Origin of the sequence: Mesorhizobium sp. LNJC391B00 (assembly GCF_000502535.1) — a bacterium.
GTDB lineage: Bacteria > Pseudomonadota > Alphaproteobacteria > Rhizobiales > Rhizobiaceae > Mesorhizobium.
In genome coordinates, this window is sequence record NZ_AYWI01000003.1 from 208,189 (window position 1) to 226,366 (window position 18,178).

An 18,178-nucleotide genomic window follows, 5' to 3' on the forward strand; every position below is an offset into this window, starting at 1 on the left:
TTCCGGCGCCGTCCCTCGTCTTGCGACGTAGAAAATTAGCGAAAGCCGAGATGACAGCCAATCTCCCCACCCGTGGGGGAGATGTCCGGCAGGACAGAGGGGGGCGCCGTAGAGCGCTAGTCTGTGTGGCGAGGACGGCCGTTCGCCGTCCTCGCCAGTTCATTCAAACCAGGCTTACTCCCCCGGCCCCTTGCAGGCCACGATCTGCTCCTTCGTGTAGGTCGTCCACTCCGGGATCGAGATCGAGACCGGCCATTCCGGGCTGAGGGACGGGTCGGCGGCTGCCTTCAGCTTGGCCTTGCCTTCGTCGGTGGCGTTGTCCCACAGCTGCGGGTCGACCAGCACGGTCTGCTGCGCCGGCTTCTTGCCGTCGAGGATCTGCAGCGCGAGCGTCACGCCCGCGCCGCCGATCGAGCCGGGGTTGGTGACGGCTGCACCGACGAGACCTTTCACCGAGCTCAGCTGGCCGACGAAGCCGGCATTGTCGGCGCCGACCACCGGCACCAGCGGCGCCTGCGATTCGACCAGCGCGTCGACGATGACGTTGTCGATGCCGGAGGTCCACACACCGTTGAACGGCGTGCCGGTGGCCAGGAACGACAGCATCTGCTGCTTGGCCTGATCCTGCTGCCAGCCGGTGAAGACTTCCTGAGCCACCTTCACGCCGGGGTTTTCAGCCAGCGCCTTCTTGAAGCCTTTGTCGCGATCCGAGTCCGCCGAGGCACCCGCTGCGCCGCGCATGTAGAACACCTCGCCCTTGCCGCCCATCTGGCCGAACAGCCATTTGGCGCCGAGATAGGCATACTGTTCCTGGTTGTTGGAGATGATGTAGGCCGACGGTTCGGTCACCGCCTGGTCGACGGCAACGACGACGATGCCGGCCTTGGTGGCTTCTTCCAGGCCCGCCTTGATGCCGGCGGGATCAGCGGGGTTGACGACGATGGCGTCGACCTTGGCGCTGATCAGATTGCGAATGTCTTCGAGCTGGCCGGCGGCATCGGTGTTGCGGTGGGCGATGTTGAGCTTCGTCACTTCGCCCGAAGCCAGCGCCTGCGCCTTCATGGCGCAGACCATTTCCTCGCGCCAGCCATTGCCCTGCACGGTGTTGGAAATGCCGATCGTATATTTGGCTTCGGCCGACGACACGCCCATCGATGCCAGCAAGGCAGCGCCCGCAAGCAACGGGACCATGGTCAGTATTTTCTTCATGTCAGTACTCCTCCACATTGTTGTTTTTCGTCTCAGGGCCAGACCCTTCGGCAGGATCGGACCAAGTCATTCACCTCGTCATTTGACGAAGGGGCGCAGCACGTCGCGGGCGAGCAGGAAGCCCCGCTTCACCGCATCGTCGTTGCCTTCAAACCGCCTGTCCTCATGTTCGATGATGACCGAGCCGTCATAGCCGGCGCGGTAGAGGCCGGAGAAGAAGCCTCTCCAGTCGACATCGCCCAATCCCGGCATGCGCGGCACCTGCCAGCCTATCCCGGCGGAAAGAATCCCGCGCTCATACAAACCATCATGATCGATCATCAAATCCTTGGCGTGGACATGCAGCATGTAGGGGCCGAACTCCCGGATGAAGCGGCCCTGGTCGATCATCTGCCAGACCAGATGCGAGGGGTCGAAATTCATGCCGACCTCGCCGCCCCAGGCCTCGAGGATGCGCCGCCAGATGTAGGGCGAATAGGCGATGTTGTGCCCGCCCGGCCATTCGTCATAACTGAAGATCATCGGGCAGTTCTCGAAGGTGAGTTTTACCCCGTGATCGCGCGCATAGGCGACGGTCTCGGGCCAGACTTTCAGCGCGTCCCGCCAGTTGACGTCGACGGTCTTCGAGGCATCGCCACCGCAGAAGGTGTTGACCACCGGCACGCCCATATTGGCGGCCAGCACGATGACCTTCTTCAGATGGCCGATGACGGCCTCGCGATGGGCGGGGTCCGGATGCAACGGGTTGGGATAGTAGCCGAGGCCGGAGACCGTCAGCTTCTTCTCCGTCAGCGAAGCGACGATCTCCTTGGCCTGCGCCGCCGAGGTGGAAGCGGCATCGATATGGCTGGTGCCGGCATAGCGCCGCGTCGCGCCGGAGGTCTTCGGCCAGCAGGCGATTTCCAGCGCCTCGAAGCCGGCCGAGTGCGCCCAGCCGGCGACCTCGCCAAGCGGCGTCTCCGCAAACGGTGCCGTAAGAACTCCAAGTTTCATTCTGCCTCCCTAGACCCGACGACTATAATGCCGATTGTTTGGATCGCTTCAACCTCGCGACCTCATCTTGTTCAAGACTGTGCCGGACAGCCGCCATCGGATCGTCCGACAGCAGGTCGCCCAGCGCCGATGTGACGGCCGCGCGGAACGTATCGTCGGCGGCAAGGCCGGGGTCGAATATCCCGTCGATGGCAAGGATGGCGGACACCAGCGCCTGTGCATCATGGCCGGTGGCGTCGGCGATCGCGGCGACCTTGCCGGCATAGGGGTCCGACACCGGCCAGCGTCTGCCGAAACGTCCCGAGGCCTGGATCAGATAGGCCATCCAGCCGGCGACCGGCACCGACAGCAGCCCGATGCTTTGGCCCTGGCTCAGCCGGTCGCGGATCGGGTTGAGCAGGCGCTGGACGATCTTCTGCGAACCGTCGGTCGCGACCTGGTGGTTGCGGTGGCGGATCGCGGTGTTCTTCAGCCGGGCAAGACTCTGCTCGACATAGGCGAGCGGCAGGACGCCGGATACCGGCATCAGCGTCGGCACAGTCTCCTCGACCAGCATGCGCCTGATGAAGTCCGACAGCAGCGGGTTGGCTATGGCGTCCGATGTGTGCTCGAGCCCGGCCAGCACGCCGAGCGTCGCCAGTGTCGTCTGGGCGCCGTTCAGCACCCGCATCTTGAGATGCTCGAACGGCGTGACGTCGTCGACGAAGGTGGCGCCGACCAGATCCCAGCGCGGCATGCGGCCGGCGAATTTTTCCTCGATCACCCACTGCCGGAACGGCTCACCGACAGCGACGGCGGCATCGTGGTAGCCGAACCATTGTTCGACACTATCGAGGTCATCCTGCGTCACCGCCGGCGCAATGCGGTCGACCATGGCCGAGGGGAATGCGACGTTGGCCGCGATCCAATCGGCCAGCCCATTGCCGCGCGGTTCGGCAAAGCTGCGCACGACGTTGCCGAGGATGACGCCATTGGCCGGAATGTTGTCGCAGGACAGCAGCGTCAGCGGCCGCCCGTGCGTGGCCCGGCGCTGCTCCAGCGCCCGCACCAACAGGCCGGGCACGCTGCGCGGCGTCTCGGGGTTGGCGAGGTCATGGACGATATCAGGGTGGCCGAGGTCGAGTTCGCCGCTGGACGGGACGTGGCAATAGCCTTTTTCGGTCACCGTCATCGTCACCAACTCGATATCCGGTGAGATCAGCACACCGAGCGCCGGTGCGGCACTCTCCTGGCTGTCGACCACCCGGACGATGCTGCCGATGACGCGCGCCTCGATGTGGCTGTTCTCGCGGATCAGCCTTGTGTAGAGCCCGCCCTGCCGTCCCAGCGTGTCGGCAAGGCTGGGCGGACGGATGTTGATGCCGACGATGCCCCAGCGGTCGAAGCGCAGCGAGATGAGATCGTCGGTGTATTCGGCCTGATGGCAGCGATGGAAGGCGCCGACGCCGAGATGCGCCATGCCGGGCGCCAGGAGCGTACGGTCATAGGACGGTGTCTGCACCGAAGCCGGCAAGCGATCGAGCAGCGCCGGGCCGAGCGGCTCTATGGCGCTCACCGGTTCGCCCCGATCACCGCCTGTTCTTGGTCGACAACCGCGCCGGTCATCGGGCCGGCGGCGTCGGACAGCAGGAAGACGGCGAGGCTGGCGATGTCGTCCGGCGTCAGCAACCGGCCGAAAGGCTGCGCGGCATTGGCCTTCTCGAGCCAGCCGGGGCCGTTGCCCAAAGTCTCCGCCTGCATGATGCGTTCGGCCGGCGTGTCGGTCCAGCCGACATTGATGCCGTTGACGCGGATGCGGTCGAAACGGTGGGCGTTGGCGGCGTTCTTGGTCAGCGTCGCCAGCGCGCCCTTGCTGGCGGAATAGACGGCAAGCTCCGGCGAGCCGCAATGGGCGTTGATCGACAGGATGTTGAGAATGGCGCCGCCTTGGCCGCGCTTCTTCATGTCGGTGATCGCGGCCTGCATCAGGAAGAACGGCGCGCGCGTGTTGACGGCAAACAGCGCCGCCCAGTCGTCGAGGCTGGCGTCGAGGAAGGAGGCGCGATCGGTCAGGCCGGCGGCGTTGACCAGCGCATCGATGCGGCCGAAGCGCTCGATGCAGGCTTGCGCCAGAAGGGTGGGGGCGTCAGGATCGGCAAGGTCGGCGGCGACGAAGATGGTCGGCGTGCCCATTTGCGAAAGCTCGGCCGCCACAGCCTCGCCACGCGTCTTCTCTCGGCCGGTGACCAGCAGCCCGGCGGCACCGGAACGCGCCAGCGACTCGGCAATGGCGCGGCCAATGCCTTGCGTCGACCCGGTGACCAGAGCCACCTTGCCGTCAAGCCGGATCTCCATTCCTCCTCCCGGGAATAAAGTTTCTATTTTGAGAAATATGGAACGGCAATTCCCGATAGTCAATTGGACCAGTGACGCCTCATTCGCCGCGCCGCGCCGCCACGCCATGGACCAGCGCCATCCCAACGGCGAGCGAGGCCGCCAGTGAGCGGAAGCCGGCAAAGTCGGATTCCACCACTTCCAGCCAGCTGTCCGAGAGCGGGATCAGCGGGCTGAAGGTGCTGTCGGTGACGGTGACGATACGCGCCTTGCGCTCATGCGCCACCGCGACGAGATCGGGCGTGATCGAATTGTAGGGGCTGAAGGAGACAGCGAGCACGGCATCCCTGCCGCCGATGCAGCCGATCTGGTCGAGTGCGGAGGACCCGACATTGTCGACCAGCACGTTGCGCACGCCTTGCTGCGAGAGCGTCAGCGAGAGATAGGCGGTGACGGGAAAGGCGCGCTTGGAGCCGATGACATAGATCAGCTCGGCCGCCGCCAGCAGCGCCACCATCTTGTCGAAACTCTCGACGTCGAAGCCGGTCTCGATGCGGCCCAGCGAGGCCTGCGATGCGCCGACCATGCCGTGCAGGAAATGCAGATTTGGCTCGGTCTCGGTGCGCGGTTCGCCGCGCCCTTCCGGCCATGAGCCCTTGATGTGCTCCTTGAACAGGCCCTGGAAATCGGAAAAGCCGGAATAGCCGAAGATCTGGGCAAAGCGCACCAGCGTCGAGGGCTGCACGCCGGCCTGTGCCGCAACCTGCGCGATGGTGCCGAGCGCGACGTCGCTCGGGTGCTGCCACAGGAAGATCGCCACCTGGCGCAGCCGCTTGGGGAAGTGCACCGTGCCCGACGACAGCACGGCGCGCAGCTCCTCATAGGTCTGCGGCTGGATGTAGCCGAGGGCGGCCAGAGAGCGCCCGCGCTTGCGCGTCGCCGCCTCGTCGGTGCTGGACCGTGCGGATGCCTTGCTTGCCCCACTCATGATTTCAGGCTAGCGCGATACGATCGTTTTACAATATGAAAATTGGAAATCATGTTCGAAAGCGGTCTGCCGGGAGGAGCTTGAAAATGGTCTACGCAACATCGGACGGATCGGCGGGCAAGCGGCTCAGGGTCGGCATGGTCGGCGGCGGTCGCAATGCCTTTATCGGCGCCGTGCATCGGCTGGCCATGCGCCTGGACGACCAGATCGTACTGGTCGCCGGCGCGCTGTCGTCGGACCCGGAAAACGCCGCCGCCTCGGCCGCCGAGATCGGCATCGCGCCCGAGCGCAGCTATGCCGATTATCGCGCCATGGCACGAGCCGAAGCGGCGCGGCCGGACGGCATCGAGGCGGTGGTCATCGTCACGCCCAACCATCTGCACGCGCCGATCGCCACGGCCTTTCTCGAGGCCGGCATCGACGTGATCTGCGACAAGCCGCTGTCGACGACGCTGGCCGACGCAGAAGCATTGGTGGCGCTGGCGCAGGTGAAAAAGCGCCGCTTCGTCGTCACGCTCAACAACACCGGCTACGCCATGGTCCGCCAGGCGCGCGAGATGGTGGCGGCGGGCGCGCTTGGCCGCATCGTGTCCGTGCATGGCGCCTACATCCAGGACTGGCTGACCACGCCGATCGACGCCGAGGGCCAGAAGCAGGCGGAGTGGCGCACCGATCCGGCGCGCGCCGGGCAGTCGGCGGTGCTGGCCGATATCGGCGTGCATGCCTTCAACCTGGCAAGCTATATCTCCGGCTGTGAGGCCGAGGCGGTGTCGGCGGATCTGTTCACTGCCGTGCCGGGACGCCGGCTCGACGACAATGCGCATGTGCTGGTGCGCTGGACCGGCGGGGCGCGCGGCACGATCCTCGCCAGCCAGACCTCGCCCGGCCACTACAATGATCTCTCGGTGCGCATCTATGGCGACAAAGCCGGGCTCGAATGGTCGGGCGGCCGGCCGGAAGAACTGCGCTTCTCCATCTACGGCGAGGAGACCCGCACGCTGGTGCGCGGCGGCCATGGCTCGACCACTGAGAGCCAGCGCGTTTCGCGCATGCCGGCGGCGCATCCGGAGGGCTATATCGAGGCCTTCGCCAATTTCTACCGCGACGCCGCCGATATCATTCGCGCGCACCGTTCGGGCGGGACGGTTGATCCGGCGCGCGCGGCACAGGTGCCCGATGTCGTCGATGGCGCGCGGGGGGTGAAGTTTGTTGCTGCGGCGGTGGAGTCGAATGCTGCGGGCGGGGCTTGGACGGCGGCAAGGTTCGGGTGAGGCGAGCTATCCCTTGATCGCCGAGCCGACGATGGAATCGACGAAGAAGCGCTGCAGGAAGGCGAACAGGATGAGCGGCGGCAGCACGGCCAGCGTGGCGCCGGCCATCACCAGGCCGGTGTTGACCGCGCCCCTGTTGTAGCTCAGCAACCGGCTCAGGCTGATGACGATCGGATAGGCGTCGGCATTGCCCTGCAGCACGGTCAGCGGCCACAGATAGCTGTTCCAGTGATAGACGAAGGCGAAGAGGGCCAGAGCCGCGATTGCGGGGGCGACGCTCGGCGCGACGATCTTGTAGAGGATCAAGAACTCCGAGGCGCCGTCCATGCGCGCGGCGTCGATGAGCTCGTCGGGCACGCCGGAGATGAACTGGCGCATCAGGAAGATGCCGAAAGCATTGGCGAGATTGGGCACGATGATGCCGGCGAGGCTGGCGTTGAGGCCGATCGAGCCGACCAGGCGATAGAGCGGGATCAACGTCACGATCGGCGGCAGGAACATGGTGGCGATCAGCACAGAAAACAGCAGCGACTTGGCGGGGAAGTGGTATTTGGCGAATGCGTAGCCGGCCATCATGCTGGTCAGCAGGATGCCGGCGGTGGTGATCGAGGCGATGACCAGAGAATTCCACATCGAGCGGCCGACATTGACCACGCCCGACACCTTCTTATAGGCGTCGAGGCTCGGCGTAAGGGGGATCCACACCGGCGGCACCTGCATGCTCTCGGCCGGCGTCTTGAGGCTCGACAGCACCATCCAGACCAGCGGGAAGGCCGAGGCGACGGCGACCAGCAGCATCAGCGTCGCCAGCAGCGCCTTGTGGCCGGACGGGCGCCGGCGCGACAGCCGGCTCGACGATCCCGCGCTCATTCGTCGTTCTTCCGGTTGGCGAAGGCAAACAGCGCGCAGACGACGACAATCAGCGAAAGCATCAGCATGACCGCCATGGCCGAACCCAGTCCACCCTGCGCACGCTCGATGCCGACGCGGCGGATGTGGTAGGTGAGCACATTGGTCGAGCCGACCGGCCCGCCCTGCGTGATCAGGGCAACCGGCTCGAACACCTGCACGGCGTTGATGATGGCGATGACGGCGCTGAACAACAGCGTGCGCCGCATCAGCGGCAGCGTGATGAAGCGGAACTGCTCGAAGCGGTTGGCGCCATCGAGCTTCGCCGCCTCGTAGAGGCTGCCTTGGATCTGCGTCAGCCCGGCGATCGCCAAGACGGTGAAGTAACCGACCTGTTGCCAGACATTGAGAAAGATGATCGAGATCAGCGCCGAGCGCGGCGACGACAGGAAAGGCTGCGGGCCGATGCCGATCAGACCGAGCATCTGGTTGAGCGGGCCTTCGCTCGGCGAATAGAGTTTCGACCACACCAGCGCGACAGCGATCATCGGCACCATGTAGGTGGCAAACAGCACCGTGCGCAGCGCCGTGCCGCCGGGCACATCCTGCTGGTAGACCATCAGGCCGAAGGCCACCGACAGAGGCAGGATGAGGACGACGGAGAGCGCGGTGTAGACGGCTGTGTTGGCGAACGCGACCTTGAAATCGCGGCCAACCGAGGAGACGCCAAAAATGTCGCGGAAATTGTCGAGGCCGATGAAGCTGGCGCTGGAAAACGGCGTCTGCGTCGACCAGTCCTGGAACGACAGCCAGACGGTGAGCAGCATCGGCAACAGGACGAAGATGCCGATCAGCGTCACGGCGGGCGCCAGCATGATGCCCGCCGAGGCACGGTACCTCTGAATCATTATTTGGCGGCGCGCTCCAGGATCGAAATGGCGTCGGCCTGCGCCGTCGCCTGCGCATCCTTGGCCGAGACCTGGCCATACTGCAACGCCTCGAGCGTCTGCTGCAGCGATTCCGAGAATTCCTGGCCGCCCGGCACCACCGGGAACGGCTTGGCGTCGGTGAGCACGCTGACATAGCCGGAGAGGAATTCCGAGCCGAGCTTGTCCTTGTGCGCCTCGATGTCGGAGAGGCGTGAGGGCAGGATGCCCATCGACATGAGGATATCCGACATCGCGGAAGCGCCGTTCTTGCCGGACTTTGGATTGTTCAGCCAGGCGAGGAAGTCCCATGCCGCCTTCTGCTCGGCCGCACCTGCATTGGCGTTGACCACGGTCATCCAGGAGTAAGAGATCGAATGCGGCTTGTCGCCGCTCGGGCCGACGGGAAGCGGCGCCGTTGCAATGTCGGCGAACTTGTCGCCCATGCCGGCCTTCAGCGCGCTCTCCCACCAATTGGCCATGATGATCATGCCGGTCTTGCCGGAGACGAAATTGTCGAGGAAGGGGCCGGTGGTGTTGGCGTCGGCTGTCGCCATCGCCGGCACGCTGGCGCCCGACTTGATCAGGTCTTCATAGAGCTGGAATGTCTCGGCGGCCTGCGGGCTGTCGAGCACCGGCTTGCCGTCCTTGACCAGGTCGCCGCCATTGGAGACCAGCAGCGAGGCGAAGGGGTGGACGACACCGGCGGCCCATGAATTGATCATGCCGAAGCCTTGCTGTCCCGCATCCTTGTTGGTCAGCTTTTTCGCCGCGTCCTTGAACTCGTCCCAGGTCTTGGGTGGCGCCGCGATGCCGGCCTGCTTGAACAGCGCCTTGTTGTAGTTCAGCGCATAGACGTCGATTTCGTTGGGGATGCCATAAAGCGTGCCGCCGACCGAGGCGGCGCTGGTGATGCCCGCCGGCCAGGCGGCCTTGACCTCGCTGGCCACCGCATCGGGAGCGGGCGCGACCAGCTTGTCGCGCGCCAGTTCCGGCAACCAGAGATCGTAGATGCCGCCGATGGTTGGGCCGTCCGCGCCGCCGCCTTGCGAGCGCAGCGTGGTCAGGAGGTCGCCGAAGGGGACGGCGCGCACGGTGACGCTGACATCCGGATTGGTCTTGGCATAATCCTTGGCCGCCGCTTCCAGCAGCGCCACCGTCTCCGGCGACCAGTGGGTGAGATAGGAGATGTTGACCGATTGCGCCCAGGCCGTGGCGGGCAGGATGGCGAGGCCTGCGGCCAGTGCCAGTTTCGACGTCCAGGCAAACGACATTCCTCATCCTCCCTATCGGTTCACATGAGGTTATGACAAGTCAGCGCGGCGACGCAAGGGCTTGCTGGCGAAAAAGTCTCACATGGTACGGTCACAGATTTCTTTGCGGCGCTGGAATGTGGATATTTATCGTTATGTAACAAACGGATGCGGGTACTGCAATGTCGTGAGGGGGCCAACGCCGCCATTCCTGAGGCGCAGCAGACCTCTTGCGAATACCGCTATGTCATTATAATGACTTTTGCCGAACCAATGACTTCTCACGGCACCGGAACGCCGCGGGACGCCAAGACAGAGAACAATGGGAGACTGGCAATGAGCATGCTTTCACTTCACCGGCGCGCAGCGCTTAGGCTGATCGGCGGCCTTGCCGCCGCCTGCGCCGGCGTCTTTCCCTCATTGCCGGCGCGAGCCGCCGACAGCACGGTGACGCTGTGGAGCTGGCGCACCGAGGACGAGGCCGCGATGCGCCGCATCTTCGATGCCTTCGAGGTGAAGAAGCCCGGCATCAAGGTCGCCATCCAGTTCACGCCCGATGCCGATTACCAGAACCGGCTGAGCACGGCGCTGCGCGGCGGCCGCGGGCCCGACATCGCCCAGCTCAAGGCCTATGGCGAATTGCAGCCCTTCGTCGAGGCCGGCTATCTCGACGCGCTGGACGACAGCGTGCCGGAGCTGAAGAACATGGAGGACGCGGCGCTTGGCGGCGCGCGCGGCCGCGCTGACGGAAAAGTCTACGGTGTGCCCTACTCGGTGCCGATGATGGGCGTCTTCTACAACCAGGATATTTTCGCCGCCCAGGGCATCGAGATCCCCAAGACCTACAAGGATTTCACCGCTGTCTGCGAGAAGCTGAAGGCGGCCGGCATCACGCCGATCGCCACCGGCGGCGCCAACGGCTCGGCCTGGGAGTTGGAGATCGCCGTCGGCGTGGTCGGCCCGACCGTCTATGGTCCTGAATTCTACGACGAGATGATGAGCGGCAAGGCGACGTTCGAGGATCCGCGCTATGTGGCGGCGCTGAAGCGCTTCGCCGAGCTGAAGCCGTATTTCCCCGACGGCTTCGCCGGCATCGACTACACCACCGCCACGCAGCAGTTCATCGGCGGCAAGGCGGCGATGTTCCTCGGCGGTTCGTTCGAGAACGGCAGCTTCAAGGCGCAGAACCCGAAGCTGAAATTCTCGATCTTCCCGTTCCCCGCCGACGATGCCGGGGCAAAACTCTACACCTCGGCCTTCTCCGACGGCTCCTATGGCCTGGTCTCCGAGAGCCAGAACAAGGAAGCCGCGACCAAGGTGCTGGGCTTCATGGCTTCGGCAGAGTTCGCGCAGATGTTCGCCGACGAGCTCGGCTGGCCGCCGGCCCGCACGGATGTGACGGTGAAGGATCCAGTGCTGGCCGCGATGATGGAGATGGCGAAGAATTCGACGCCCTATCTGACGCTGGTCGGCTTCCGCTGGCAGTCGCCGACGGCGTCTTCGGTGCTGCAGTCGGAGATCATCGACATGGTCGAAGGCAACATCGCGCCGGAGAAGCTGGCGGCCGACATGCAGGCCGCGGTCGCCACCTGGTTCAAGCCGAAGCAGTAGGCGCGGCCGGTCGCAAAAGCGGCCGGCCTCTCACGGACCAGAAAAGCGCATGAGCACCCTTCGCCGCACCAGCAGCCTTCGCCGCACGCAGCAGCGCATGGCCGTGCTGTTCATCCTGCCGGCGCTGGCGGTCTATGCGCTGTTCGTCCTCTATCCCCTGGGGATGTCGCTGTGGGGCAGCTTCTTCGTCTGGAAGGGGCTGCGCATGGTCGAGTTCGCCGGCCTGTCGAATTTCTCAAGGCTGTTCGTTTTCCCCAGCGGCGCGCGGCTCTACGGCGCGCTGTGGCACAACACCGCCTGGTTCTTCGGCATCATGCTGTTCCAGAACGGAATCGGGCTTTTGTTCGCCTGGCTGCTGTTCCTGCGCGACAGGGGTGCTGCGTTCTTCCAGTCGGTGTTCTTCTTTCCGGCGGTGCTGAGCCCGGTCATCGTCGGCGCGCTGTGGCGGTTGCTTTTGGCACCGGGCGGCGTCGTCGAATGGGCGCTCAACGGGCTTGGCCTGCACCAGGGCAGCCTGACCGTGCTCGGCAACAGCCACACCGCGCTCGCCATGCTGATCGCCGTCGATGCCTGGAACTGGATGGGCCTGCCGGTGCTGATCTACACGGCAGGTCTGCGGCAGATTTCCGGCCAGATTTTTGAGGCGGCAAAACTTGACGGCGCCGGCAATGCGCGCATGCTGTTCTCGATCGCGCTGCCGCTGCTGATGCCGGCGCTGGGCACGCTGACGACGCTGTCGTTCATCAACACCTTCAACCAGTTCGACATCGTCTATGTCATGCAGGGCGTGCAGGGCAATCCGAGCTATTCGACCGACACGCTGGTGACCTACTTCTACCGGCTGGCCTTCGGCGCGGAAGGTGCTGTCGGCATCACCGATATCGGTCTGGCTTTGGCGCTCGGCACCGTGCTGTTCTTGATCCTCAGCATCGGCACGCTCATGATGCTGCGCTTCTTCGACCGCCGCACGGTGCAGCTATGAGCGCGCTGGCGATTTCGCAAAGACCGGCCATCTTTCTGCAGCTGGCGCGGCTGCCCGGTTGGACGGTGCTGATCGTATGGACGGCGGCTGTGCTGTTGCCGCTCTACATCCTCATCGTCTCCTGTTTCAAGACCACGGCCGAGATCTACGACAACAGGCTCGGCCTGCCGCAAAGCTTTGCCTTCGACAATTTCGTCAACGCCTGGACGCGCGCCGATCTCGGCCAGAATTTCATCAACAGCCTGATCGTAACCGGCGGCGCGGTCATCCTCACCATCGTCGTCTCGGCGATGGCCGCCTATCCGCTCAGCCGATACAGACTCGGCTGGAATGCCATCATGCTCGGCCTGTTCCTGTCCGGCATCATGCTGCCGATCCGGCTCGCCTCGGTCGAACTGTTCACGCTGATGCGCAATCTCGGCCTGCTGGATTCGCTGACCGGGCTGATCCTGGTCTATTCGGCGATCCGCATTCCCTTCGCCGTCTTCATCTTCGCCAATTTCATGCGCGTCTTACCCTCCGAGTTGGACGAGGCCGCGCGCATGGACGGCGCCGGCGAGGTGCGCATCCTGTTCCAGATCATCCTGCCGATGGTCAAGCCGGCGGTGTCGATCGTGGCCATCTTCACCGCGATCGCGGTGTGGAACGATTTCTTCTTCCCGCTGATCTTCATCTTCGACGACCGCTACAAGACGGTGCCGCTGGCGATCAGCGTCTTCGTCGGCCAGTTCCGCACCGACTGGGGCCTGGTGTTCGCCTCGCTGGCGATATCCATGGCGCCCATCCTGATCATGTATTGTCTGCTGGCGCGCCAGATTCGCGAAGGCGTGGGCACCGGAGGGGGCATGAAATGATCGAAGACAGAATTTATGCGGCGAAATCGATCCTGGTGGTCGGCGCGCACGCCTTCGATGCCGAGGTGATGGCCGGGCCGCTGGCGGCCGCTGCCGTCAAGCGCGGCGCCACGGTGACTTTCCTGCATCTGACCATGGGTGAGCAGGGCCATCCGTACCTGGTTCCCGCGCATTATTGCGTGCAGAAGGAAGAGGAAGCGGGCAGCGCGGCGGAGCGGCTCGGCGTCACCATGCGTGGCTTTGGCCTGCGCGACGGCTTCCTGCCCACAGACGATCAGACGGCGCTCGAAGTGGGCGACATCATTCGCGAGCTGAAACCCGAGATCGTCATCACCCATTGGCACGGCAGCTGGCACAAGGACCATCGCGCCGCCGCGCATTTGACCAAGACCGGTATCTTCTTCGCCGGACTGCCGACCGTTGCCAGCGACCATCCGGCGCATACGCCGCAACTGCTGCTGTTCGGCGAGAACTGGGAGGACGATGACGGCTTCCGGCCCGAGCATCTCGTCGATGTCAGCGACGGGTTCGAGGCCTGGCGCGACGCGGTCATGGAGTATGAGCTGGCGCGCGGCCTGAGCAGCTTCCCCTATGTCGACTATTACAGTTCGCTCTACCGGCTGCGCGGCTGCCTGCGCGGCACGCGCCATGCGCAGGCCTTCGCGGCGGCGTCGCATTCGTGGAATGCCGGCAGCGGCCTGTTCTCGCTCCCCTTCGGCAAAGGGTCCGGTCGATGACGCGGGTACTCGCCATCGATCTCGGCGCCACCAATCTGCGCGCCGGCGTATCTACGGGCGATGTCGGTGGGTTGGAGGCGCTGGGCAGCGAGCCGGCGCCGGCAACCCTTGATGCCTTCATTGCGCGCATCGACGCGCTGTGCGCTGAGGCCGGGCCGGTCTCAGCGCTTGGCATCGCGGTGCCGGGTCTGGTCGAGGGCTCAATCTGCCGCTGGATCCCCAACCTGCCGTTCCTCGACGGCGTCGACATCCAGACGCTGTTTCCCAAATTGCGCGTAGCGCTCGGCAATGACGCACAGATTGCGCTGCTGGCGGAGGCTGTCGAAGGCAGTGCGAAAAACATGCCGGATGCGATCCTGCTCGCCATCGGCACCGGCATCGGTTCGGCGGTGCTGGCCAATGGCCGCATCGTTGCCGGCGCGCATGGCGGCGCCTGCTCGTTCGGCTGGGCCTGCGCCGACGTCAAAGATCATGGCGAGGAGCGCAGCGGCTGGCTGGAGCGCGTCGCGTCGGGCCGGGCGCTCGATGGCCTTGCCGGACAGGTCGGCCTTGCCGACGGCCGCCAACTGATCGCCGCTGCCCAGGCCGGCGAGCTGGCTGCACTCACCTTGCTTGAACTGCCGGCGCGACAGCTCGGCACCGCGCTTGCAGGCGCTGTCGCGCTGCTCGATCCGCAAGCGGTGCTGATTTCGGGTGGTTTGGCGGACGCGCTGGATGTGATCCGGCCGCCGCTGCTTGCGGCGCTGCGACGTCAACTGCCGCCGCATCTGCGCGGCATCGACGTCAAGGCTGGAAAGTTCGGTCCCCGCGCCGGTCTGGTCGGCGCGGCGCTGGCCGGCGCCGTTGGGCAAGGGTGGAGGCAGGTGCGATGAGCGAAGCAAGCTTTCAGCAACCGGACCGCAGACGGCCGGAGCCGCTCTGGTACCAGGTCGAAGAGGCGATCCGAGCCATCGTCAAGAGCGGCGAATGGGCAACGGGCGACCAGATCCCGGCGGAGGACAGGCTGTGCGCCCTGTTCGGCGTCAGCCGCATCACGCTGCGCCACGCGCTGCGCAATCTCGAGGAGGCCGGGCTGCTCAGGCGCGAACATGGCCGCGGCACGTTCGTGCGCTCGACCACGCTGGTCGCCGGCACGCGCGAACTGACCAGCTTCACCCAGGAGATGGGCAATATGGGCGTGGTCGCGGGCTCGCGTCTGCTCGACTGCAGCCTGACCACCGCCAACGCGGCGGCTGCCGGCGCGCTGGAGATCGAAGAGGGCGATCCGGTGGTGCGCATCCGCAGGCTGCGGCTCGGCAACAACGAGCCGATCGGCATCCAGACGGCGCAGCTGTCGGCCGTGCGCGTGCCGGGCTTCCTCGATGCCGGCCTGCTGCAGGGCTCGCTCTACGAGGCGCTGGAGCGCCATTACGGCATCGTGCCGGTGGCCGCGCGGGAGAACTACCGGGTCGGCGCGGTCGGCGCGGCGGACGCCGAACTGCTCGACCTCGCTGTCGGCAGCCCGGCCTTCGTCGTCGAACGCATCACCACCGACGAGCGCGGCCCGTTCGAATTCACCGTCTCGATCATGCGCGGCGACCGCTACGAAATCCGCTCGACGCTGCGCGCCGGACGCGTGCCGCTGAACCCAAGAAGCTGATCCATTCCAGACCGACACATCAAACAGGAGTACCCACGTGTCCGATCTCTACATCCACCGTCTCGCCGCCCTCATCGACCAGGCTGCGAAAGCCAATGAAGAGGCCTTTGGCCAGGCGGCCAGCCACTTTGCCGACTCGCTCGAGGGCGGCGGGCTGGTGCATCTCTATGGCTCCGGCCATTCGGTGCTGCCGGTGCAGGAAGTGTTTCCGCGCTATGGCAGCTATGTCGGTTTCAACCCGCTGACCGACCCGCGCGTGATGTGGCACAATGTGCTCGGCGCCGGCGGCGTGCGCGAGCTGTTGTGGCTGGAGCGGACGGAAAAATACGCCGAGAAATTCCTCGACCACCAGCCGCTCAACAAGGGTGATTCCATCATAATCTTCGGCCATAGCGGCCGCAACTCGTCCGGTATCGACACCGCGCTCTATGCCAGGAAGCGCGGCATCTTCGTCGTCGCGGTCACCAGCAAGAACAATCTGGACAAGCCGGCGACGCACTCCTCCGGCAAGCGGCTGGCGGATGCCGCCGACCTCGTCATCGACACCTGTTCGCCGATCGAGGACGCCATCGTGCCGGTCGAGGGCTGGAGCCGGCCGGTGTCGGGCTCATCGACGGTGCTTGCCATGATCCTGGCGCATGAGCTGATCGCGCGCACCGCCGAGCAGCTCGCCAAGCGCGGCATCGAACTGCCGGTCTTCGCCTCGCCGACCATTGCCGGCGTGACGCTGCACGACACCGACGTCATCTACGGCGTCTACCGCGAGCGCATGCTGGATGCGCAGAAGAAGCACCTGCCGACCTTCCAGGCAACGATGCGCGGAGAGTGAAAAAAGGGAGGCCCGGCACATGCCGGGCCTCCGACGTCTCGTTCCGCAATTCCTATCCGCTCAACGCCGCTTCGGGCGCCCGGCAGGCGATTTGTTGCCGCGCGGGCCGCTCTGAACCGGCGTGTTGCCCTGGTTTTCCTCCGACAGCTTGCGCCAGCGGGCAAGGCGCTCAGGGTCGAGCGTACCCGCCTTCAACGCAGCCTGCACCGCGCAGCCCGGTTCGTGGACATGGGTGCAGTCGCGGAATTTGCACAGCGGTGCGAGCTCGGTGATTTCGGCAAACAGCGTGTCGATGCCGGATGCGACGTCGCTGACATGCAGCGTGCGCATGCCCGGCGTGTCGATCACCCAGCCGCCACCGGCAATGGGGTGCAGCGACCGCGCCGTGGTGGTGTGGCGACCCTTGGCATCGTGTTCCCGGATGCCCGCGGTCTGTTGCGGCGATTGCTGCGCCGATCCGGCCAGCGTGTTGACCAGCGTCGATTTGCCGACGCCGGAGGAGCCGACCAGCGCCACCGTCTGCCCTGCGCCACACCAGGGAGCAAGCGCCGCTGCGGCATCGGCGACGCGCGGGTTCAGCACCACCACGGCCAGCCCACGCTGCAGGGCGGCGGCCTGGCCTTGGTAAGCCTCGGCATCGTCAGCGGTGTCGGCCTTGGTCAGCAGGATCACCGGCGTCGTTCCGGCCTCGTTGGCAAGCGCCAAATAGCGCTCGAGCCGGGCGATGTTGAAATCGGCATTGCAGGACGTCACGATGAACAGCGTGTCGACATTGGCCGCGGCCAGCTGCGGGATCCTGCCGCCCTGGGTACGGCGCTCCAGCACCGTCTTGCGGGTCAGCCGGCGGAGCAGCAGATGTGTATGCTGCTCGACCAGCACCCAGTCGCCGACGGCGTAGTCGCCGGTGTTGGCATTGGCCGGCAGCGTCAGATCCACTGGCCCTGCCCGGGACAGGCCGGCCAGGCGGTCGCGGTGCACCGAGGCGATGCGCGTCGGCACGAGGTCTGCCTCATCGGCTTCAAGCTGGTCGCCGAAGAAATCCGTCCAGCCCAGGCTTGCGAGGGAGGCCGTCACGGCTTTGACCAGGGGGACGGCGTCACAGACATCGGAGAGTATCCTTTGGCAAAATGGGCGCGGACCCTCGGGGCGGTTGTTCAAGCCGTGTATGGGCGGCATGGCGGAATTTGGCAAGCCGAACCGCGCCGATGGCCGAGCCGTTTCGCGCACCACGTTGGAACGCATCGCGGCGGTGGTTCGCTGATGCGCTTACGCGTCGTTACTCTCAATGTCTGCAACACGGAAGGCGAACCGGAGCGCCTGGCGGCCATTAACCGGGAGCTGAGGCGGCTCGACCCCGATCTGTCGCTCTCCAGGACGTCGTCCAGACAGCCGATGTGAAATCCCTCGATACGCTGCCGATGGTCTTGATTTGCATGCCACGCATCAGGCCTCGTCGTCGACCTCGAAGTTGGCAGGGACGGCTGAGGATGGCAGGTCGAGAAGCCTGCCAAAAGGGGGAGGGGGATGGCCGGTACCGCAGGGGGCGGGGGGTTGGGATGGGGTTGCCTGAAGCACCGGCCAAAGCGGGACACGTCCCACGCCCACAAGCTAGCAGAGCTTGGATCGGTTCATATGGTGTGATCGCGGAACTGGCGCAAAAGCGCTTTCACATCCCCGCGCCGGCGTCGGCAACGAGCCCGCAACCGGGGGTTTCCGGTCGGTTG

General features: G+C 65.4%; 18 protein-coding genes. 9 read left to right on the plus strand and 9 right to left on the minus strand.

Translation table 11 applies throughout. The features are described 5' to 3' along the window. Positions 1 to 174: 174 nt before the first annotated feature. From X750_RS155970 to X750_RS155950, 5 genes are all read right to left on the minus strand, one after another. Positions 175 to 1,209, minus strand: a complete 1,035-nt coding sequence (locus tag X750_RS155970) for an ABC transporter substrate-binding protein (RefSeq protein ID WP_023735086.1) — start codon at positions 1,207 to 1,209, stop codon at positions 175 to 177. 78 nt (positions 1,210 to 1,287) lie between these two features. Beyond that, positions 1,288 to 2,202: a sugar phosphate isomerase/epimerase gene (locus tag X750_RS155965; RefSeq protein ID WP_023747061.1), complete on the minus strand. Its 915-nt coding sequence runs from the start codon at positions 2,200 to 2,202 to the stop codon at positions 1,288 to 1,290. A gap of 22 nt (positions 2,203 to 2,224) precedes the next feature. Continuing rightward, positions 2,225 to 3,757, minus strand: a complete 1,533-nt coding sequence (locus X750_RS155960; protein WP_023747062.1) for a mannitol dehydrogenase family protein — start codon at positions 3,755 to 3,757, stop codon at positions 2,225 to 2,227. After that, on the minus strand, positions 3,754 to 4,536 hold the full coding sequence (locus tag X750_RS155955; protein WP_023747063.1) for an SDR family oxidoreductase: 783 nt from the start codon (positions 4,534 to 4,536) through the stop codon (positions 3,754 to 3,756). The genes X750_RS155960 and X750_RS155955 overlap by 4 nt, the downstream gene beginning before the upstream one ends. Before the next feature lie 79 nt (positions 4,537 to 4,615). After that, the gene (locus X750_RS155950; protein WP_023747064.1) at positions 4,616 to 5,503 is read right to left on the minus strand and encodes a MurR/RpiR family transcriptional regulator; all 888 of its coding nucleotides are present in this window, start codon (positions 5,501 to 5,503) and stop codon (positions 4,616 to 4,618) included. 86 nt (positions 5,504 to 5,589) lie between these two features. Here X750_RS155950 and X750_RS155945 point away from each other — a divergent pair, with 86 nt between their 5' ends. Next, a complete protein-coding gene (locus X750_RS155945) occupies positions 5,590 to 6,774 on the plus strand; it encodes a Gfo/Idh/MocA family oxidoreductase (protein ID WP_023747065.1) in 1,185 nt (394 codons plus the stop codon). 6 nt (positions 6,775 to 6,780) lie between these two features. On the opposite strand, the gene X750_RS155940 is transcribed toward X750_RS155945, so the two are convergent. Genes X750_RS155940 through X750_RS155930 form a run of 3 tightly spaced genes read right to left on the minus strand, consistent with a single transcriptional unit; the run spans position 6,781 to position 9,823 of the window. Then, complete coding sequence (locus X750_RS155940) at positions 6,781 to 7,644, minus strand: carbohydrate ABC transporter permease (RefSeq protein ID WP_023747066.1); 864 nt, start codon at positions 7,642 to 7,644, stop codon at positions 6,781 to 6,783. Continuing rightward, positions 7,641 to 8,531, minus strand: a complete 891-nt coding sequence (locus tag X750_RS155935) for a sugar ABC transporter permease (RefSeq protein ID WP_023747067.1) — start codon at positions 8,529 to 8,531, stop codon at positions 7,641 to 7,643. The genes X750_RS155940 and X750_RS155935 overlap by 4 nt, the downstream gene beginning before the upstream one ends. Further along, on the minus strand, positions 8,531 to 9,823 hold the full coding sequence (locus tag X750_RS155930; RefSeq protein ID WP_023747068.1) for an extracellular solute-binding protein: 1,293 nt from the start codon (positions 9,821 to 9,823) through the stop codon (positions 8,531 to 8,533). The genes X750_RS155935 and X750_RS155930 overlap by 1 nt, the downstream gene beginning before the upstream one ends. Positions 9,824 to 10,138: 315 nt before the next feature. Here X750_RS155930 and X750_RS155925 point away from each other — a divergent pair, with 315 nt between their 5' ends. Genes X750_RS155925 through X750_RS155895 form a run of 7 tightly spaced genes read left to right on the plus strand, consistent with a single transcriptional unit; the run spans position 10,139 to position 16,454 of the window. Then, entirely contained in the window at positions 10,139 to 11,413 is a 1,275-nt protein-coding gene (locus X750_RS155925) for an extracellular solute-binding protein (RefSeq protein WP_023747069.1), read from the plus strand. Between the two features lie 49 nt (positions 11,414 to 11,462). Continuing rightward, entirely contained in the window at positions 11,463 to 12,395 is a 933-nt protein-coding gene (locus tag X750_RS155920; protein WP_023747070.1) for a sugar ABC transporter permease, read from the plus strand. Further along, positions 12,392 to 13,249 carry a carbohydrate ABC transporter permease gene (locus X750_RS155915; RefSeq protein WP_023747071.1) on the plus strand — a complete coding sequence of 286 codons (858 nt, stop codon included), beginning with the start codon at positions 12,392 to 12,394 and terminating at the stop codon, positions 13,247 to 13,249. Before X750_RS155920 ends, X750_RS155915 begins: the two co-directional genes overlap by 4 nt. Then, the gene (locus X750_RS155910; RefSeq protein WP_031195993.1) at positions 13,246 to 13,986 is read left to right on the plus strand and encodes a PIG-L family deacetylase; all 741 of its coding nucleotides are present in this window, start codon (positions 13,246 to 13,248) and stop codon (positions 13,984 to 13,986) included. The genes X750_RS155915 and X750_RS155910 overlap by 4 nt, the downstream gene beginning before the upstream one ends. Beyond that, on the plus strand, positions 13,983 to 14,858 hold the full coding sequence (locus tag X750_RS155905; RefSeq protein ID WP_023747072.1) for an ROK family protein: 876 nt from the start codon (positions 13,983 to 13,985) through the stop codon (positions 14,856 to 14,858). Before X750_RS155910 ends, X750_RS155905 begins: the two co-directional genes overlap by 4 nt. Then, positions 14,855 to 15,625 (plus strand): GntR family transcriptional regulator, encoded by a 771-nt coding sequence (locus X750_RS155900; protein ID WP_023683130.1) that lies wholly within the window; start codon positions 14,855 to 14,857, stop codon positions 15,623 to 15,625. The genes X750_RS155905 and X750_RS155900 overlap by 4 nt, the downstream gene beginning before the upstream one ends. A 37-nt stretch (positions 15,626 to 15,662) precedes the next feature. Continuing rightward, entirely contained in the window at positions 15,663 to 16,454 is a 792-nt protein-coding gene (locus tag X750_RS155895; protein ID WP_023740873.1) for an SIS domain-containing protein, read from the plus strand. A gap of 60 nt (positions 16,455 to 16,514) precedes the next feature. Here X750_RS155895 and rsgA read toward each other — a convergent pair whose 3' ends face one another. Next, positions 16,515 to 17,528, minus strand: coding sequence for a ribosome small subunit-dependent GTPase A (gene rsgA, locus X750_RS155890; protein ID WP_245261286.1), 1,014 nt, complete (start codon positions 17,526 to 17,528; stop codon positions 16,515 to 16,517). Positions 17,529 to 17,714: 186 nt separating this feature from the next. Here rsgA and X750_RS1000000165675 point away from each other — a divergent pair, with 186 nt between their 5' ends. Then, positions 17,715 to 17,852: a hypothetical protein gene (locus tag X750_RS1000000165675; RefSeq protein WP_023691904.1), complete on the plus strand. Its 138-nt coding sequence runs from the start codon at positions 17,715 to 17,717 to the stop codon at positions 17,850 to 17,852. The last annotated feature ends 326 nt before the right edge of the window (positions 17,853 to 18,178 follow it).